Origin of the sequence: Corallococcus sicarius (genome assembly GCF_003611735.1) — a bacterium.
In the GTDB taxonomy this organism is placed as follows: Bacteria; Myxococcota; Myxococcia; order Myxococcales; family Myxococcaceae; genus Corallococcus; species Corallococcus sicarius.
Genome location: NZ_RAWG01000562.1, coordinates 1 through 2,855, shown reverse-complemented (window position 1 = coordinate 2,855; position 2,855 = coordinate 1). Strand labels below are relative to the sequence as shown.

Sequence of the window (2,855 nt, the reverse complement as noted above, 5' to 3'; positions counted from 1 at the left end):
CTCCCCTCCTGCCCGCGGGCCCCCGCAACACCGCCCGGGTCGAAGCCGGCCGCTGAGTCAGGCGCCGCGGCCCAATGACAGCCGGCGCTCCTCCGCGATGGGCAACAGCCGCTGCCGCAGCTGCTCGCGCACCTGGTGGAGCCACCAGCCCACGGTGCCGGTGGAGCGCCCCACCTGGGCGCCAATGCTCACGTAGGATTGGCCCTGGGCGCGCAGGTGGAACACCTCGCGCTGCTGCGGCGGCAGGCTGTTCACCGCCTCCATCAGGTCCTTCTCCTGGATGAACGTCCAGAGCTCGCCGCCGTCCTGCTCGTCCGGATCATCGCTCAGCACCGTCACCCAGCCGGCGTTCACCGCCTTGCGCTGCTCCGCGCGGTGGTGCCGCAAGAGGCTGATGGCCCGCGTGTTGATGACCCGCCCCGTCCACGCCCGGAAGGCCTCCGGCCCCTGCCGGTGCAGCCGCTCGCGCCACGCCTCGTCCAGCGCGTGCTGCACCAGGTCCTCCGCGTCCGCCGAGTTCCCCAGGATGCGCCGGGCGTGCTTCAAGAGCCCCGAACGGAACTGGATGACCATGATTGCGAACTGCTGCGTCTCTTCGTCAGCCATGGAGTGCCCCCCGAGCGGCGTCCGTGCACCCCCATGATGGCAAAACTTTCCAAGCGGGACAGAGCCTAATTACCCGGATTCACCTGGAGTGTCTGGAAAAGCCAACACACATCGGGATTTCCACCGCCGCTGTCCTGAATGCATCCGGTGGCTGTCTTTTGGCTGTCCATCCGCCGTGTGGGCAATGTGTTACCCGACAGAGGATGTATCAAGCTGACAGCCAGTCACCACCGGGAGCGTGTTCCGGTGACGTCCGCCCCGCGGGGTGATTGACCAGACCTGACGGAATGGATCCGCCAGGCTCGGGATGGAGCACACGCTACGACGCGGACGCACCCAGCATCTGCGCGAGCATGTCCGCGCTGCGCTCGCTGCTGAACTGGCGCTCCACCTTGCGCCGGCCCGCCTCGCCCAGCCGCACCGCTTCGGCCGGGTCGCGCGCCAGCTTCTCCAGCTTCTGGGCCAGCTCCTCGGGGGCCTGCGGCTGCACGAGCACGCCGTCCACGCCGTCGTCCACCAGCTCCTTCACGCCGCCCGCGCCCGTCACCACCACCGGCGCGCGCATCGCCATGGCCTCCATGATGGCCACGCCCAGCGGCTCCTGGAGGCTCGCGAGCGCGAAGAGGTGCGAGCGCTGGATGCCGTCCTTCACCACGTCCTCGCTCACCGCGCCCAAGAGCGTCACCGCGTCCTGCAGGCCGTCCTTCGCGAGCTTCGCCTCCAGCACCTTGCGGTACGTGGTGCCGCCCGCCTCGTCCTCGCCCGCGATGGACAGCCGCGCGTCGATGCCCTTCTTGCGCAGCATCCCCACCGCGTCGATGAGGTCCGCGTGCCCCTTGCACGGGTTCAGCCGGCCACACGCGAACAGCCGCAGCGGGCCTTCACCGGACCACGGCTCGTAGGGCACCGTGCGCTGGAAGCGCGACAGCTCCACGCCCATGGGCGCCAGCTCGATGCGCGCAGGCAGGCTCCCCGCCAGCTCCTGGTTCACTTCCCCCAGCAGCTTCTTCGTGATGACGAAGGCGAACTTCGAGTGCCGCCACTTCTCCCGCTGGTTCGGCCCGTAGTCATCCAGCGGCCCGTGCAGCGTCATGCTGTACGTGAGCCCCGACAGCAGGTGCGCGAACATGGCCACGTGCGCGGCGTTGGCGCACGAATGCACGTGCACGTGCGTCCAGCCGCGCTCGCGCGCCAGCGACGCCAGCCGGCCGCCCATCACCGCGAACGCCAGCAATTGCGCGCGGCCCTTCGCGTCCAGCCCCTCCGCCCTCGCGATGGACGCCAGACACCGCGCCCACCCCGTGGGCATGGCGCGGGCCACCTCCAGCGCGGCCATGGCCACGCCCCACGGCCCCGGCGGCGCCAGGTACTCCGTGCGCGCCATGGCCTCGCGGGCCCAGCTGTGGCTGATGATGCGCGCGGGCGGCGGGCGGGTGGACACCAGCTCCGGTGAGACGCCCTTCCCCGGCAACGCCTGCAGCTCGCGCCAGAAGAAGATGTGGGTCTGCCCGGGGAACTCGGGAATCAGGTAGCCGATCTTCTGCACGCGCTTTCCATAACACGCCCCTCCCCGCGCCCACACGGCAGCCGGGCAAGTCGGGCGGGGTGTCAGGCATGACAGCAGACCCTGGGCGCGCTCCTTCGCCTGCCTGCCCAGCCGGGTCGTTGGGTCGTGCCGCCTCCATGCGTTATACCGTCCGCGCCCGCCATGTCCGCCGACCCGAGCCCCCCGCCCTCTCCCGAGGAGACCCCGCCCGCGAGCGCCCCGCCCTCGCCAGAGCTGTCGCGGCTGTGGTTCGCGCTCGACCGCCGCGCCTGGACCTTCCTCACCGTCATCCCCGCCCATCCCGGCGCGCCCGCGCTGGACGCGGCCCAGGCGCTGATGGAGGCAGGCTCGCCCTACCCGGAGCCGCCCCTGCGGCTGGTGGACGCCACCGGCATCGAACCCGCGGGCGCGCCGCGCATGGTGCTGGAGGTGCGCCGCCGCGTGGAGCAGGGCGAGCGGGTCATCGTGGTCATCGACTCGCTCATCACCCACCCCGCGAGCCTCCCGCTGGCGCTCGCCGCCGACACCGCCCTCCTGTGCGTCACCCTGGGCGAGACGGACTTCGGCTCCGCGGAGAAGACCCTCAAGCTGGTGGGGGCGGACCGCTTCGCCGGCAGCGTCACCTTCCCGCGCGCCACCAAGAAGCAGCGCCGCGCCGCCGCTGAGAAGAAGAAGAAGCCATGAGCCCTTCCGCCTCCCCCGC

General features: G+C 71.2%; 3 protein-coding genes. 1 reads left to right on the top strand and 2 read right to left on the bottom strand.

What is annotated here, in order from left to right; genetic code table 11:
• Nucleotides 1–57: 57 nt before the first annotated feature.
• Entirely contained in the window at nt 58–606 is a 549-nt protein-coding gene (locus tag D7X12_RS40675) for an RNA polymerase sigma factor (protein ID WP_120630478.1), read from the bottom strand.
• Between the two features lie 319 nt (nt 607–925).
• Nucleotides 926–2,152, bottom strand: coding sequence for an exopolysaccharide biosynthesis GT4 family glycosyltransferase EpsE (gene epsE, locus D7X12_RS40670; protein WP_120630477.1), 1,227 nt, complete (start codon nt 2,150–2,152; stop codon nt 926–928).
• A 162-nt stretch (nt 2,153–2,314) separates the two neighbouring features.
• Between epsE and D7X12_RS40665 the strand changes: the two genes are divergently transcribed.
• The gene (locus D7X12_RS40665; RefSeq protein WP_120630476.1) at nt 2,315–2,836 is read left to right on the top strand and encodes a hypothetical protein; all 522 of its coding nucleotides are present in this window, start codon (nt 2,315–2,317) and stop codon (nt 2,834–2,836) included.
• The last annotated feature ends 19 nt before the right edge of the window (nt 2,837–2,855 follow it).

Coding starts and splice junctions, on each gene's coding strand:
- D7X12_RS40675 (WP_120630478.1), bottom strand. CDS start 606: ATGGCTGACGAAGAGACGCAGCAGTTCGCAATCATGGTCATCCAGTTC.
- D7X12_RS40665 (WP_120630476.1), top strand. CDS start 2,315: ATGTCCGCCGACCCGAGCCCCCCGCCCTCTCCCGAGGAGACCCCGCCC.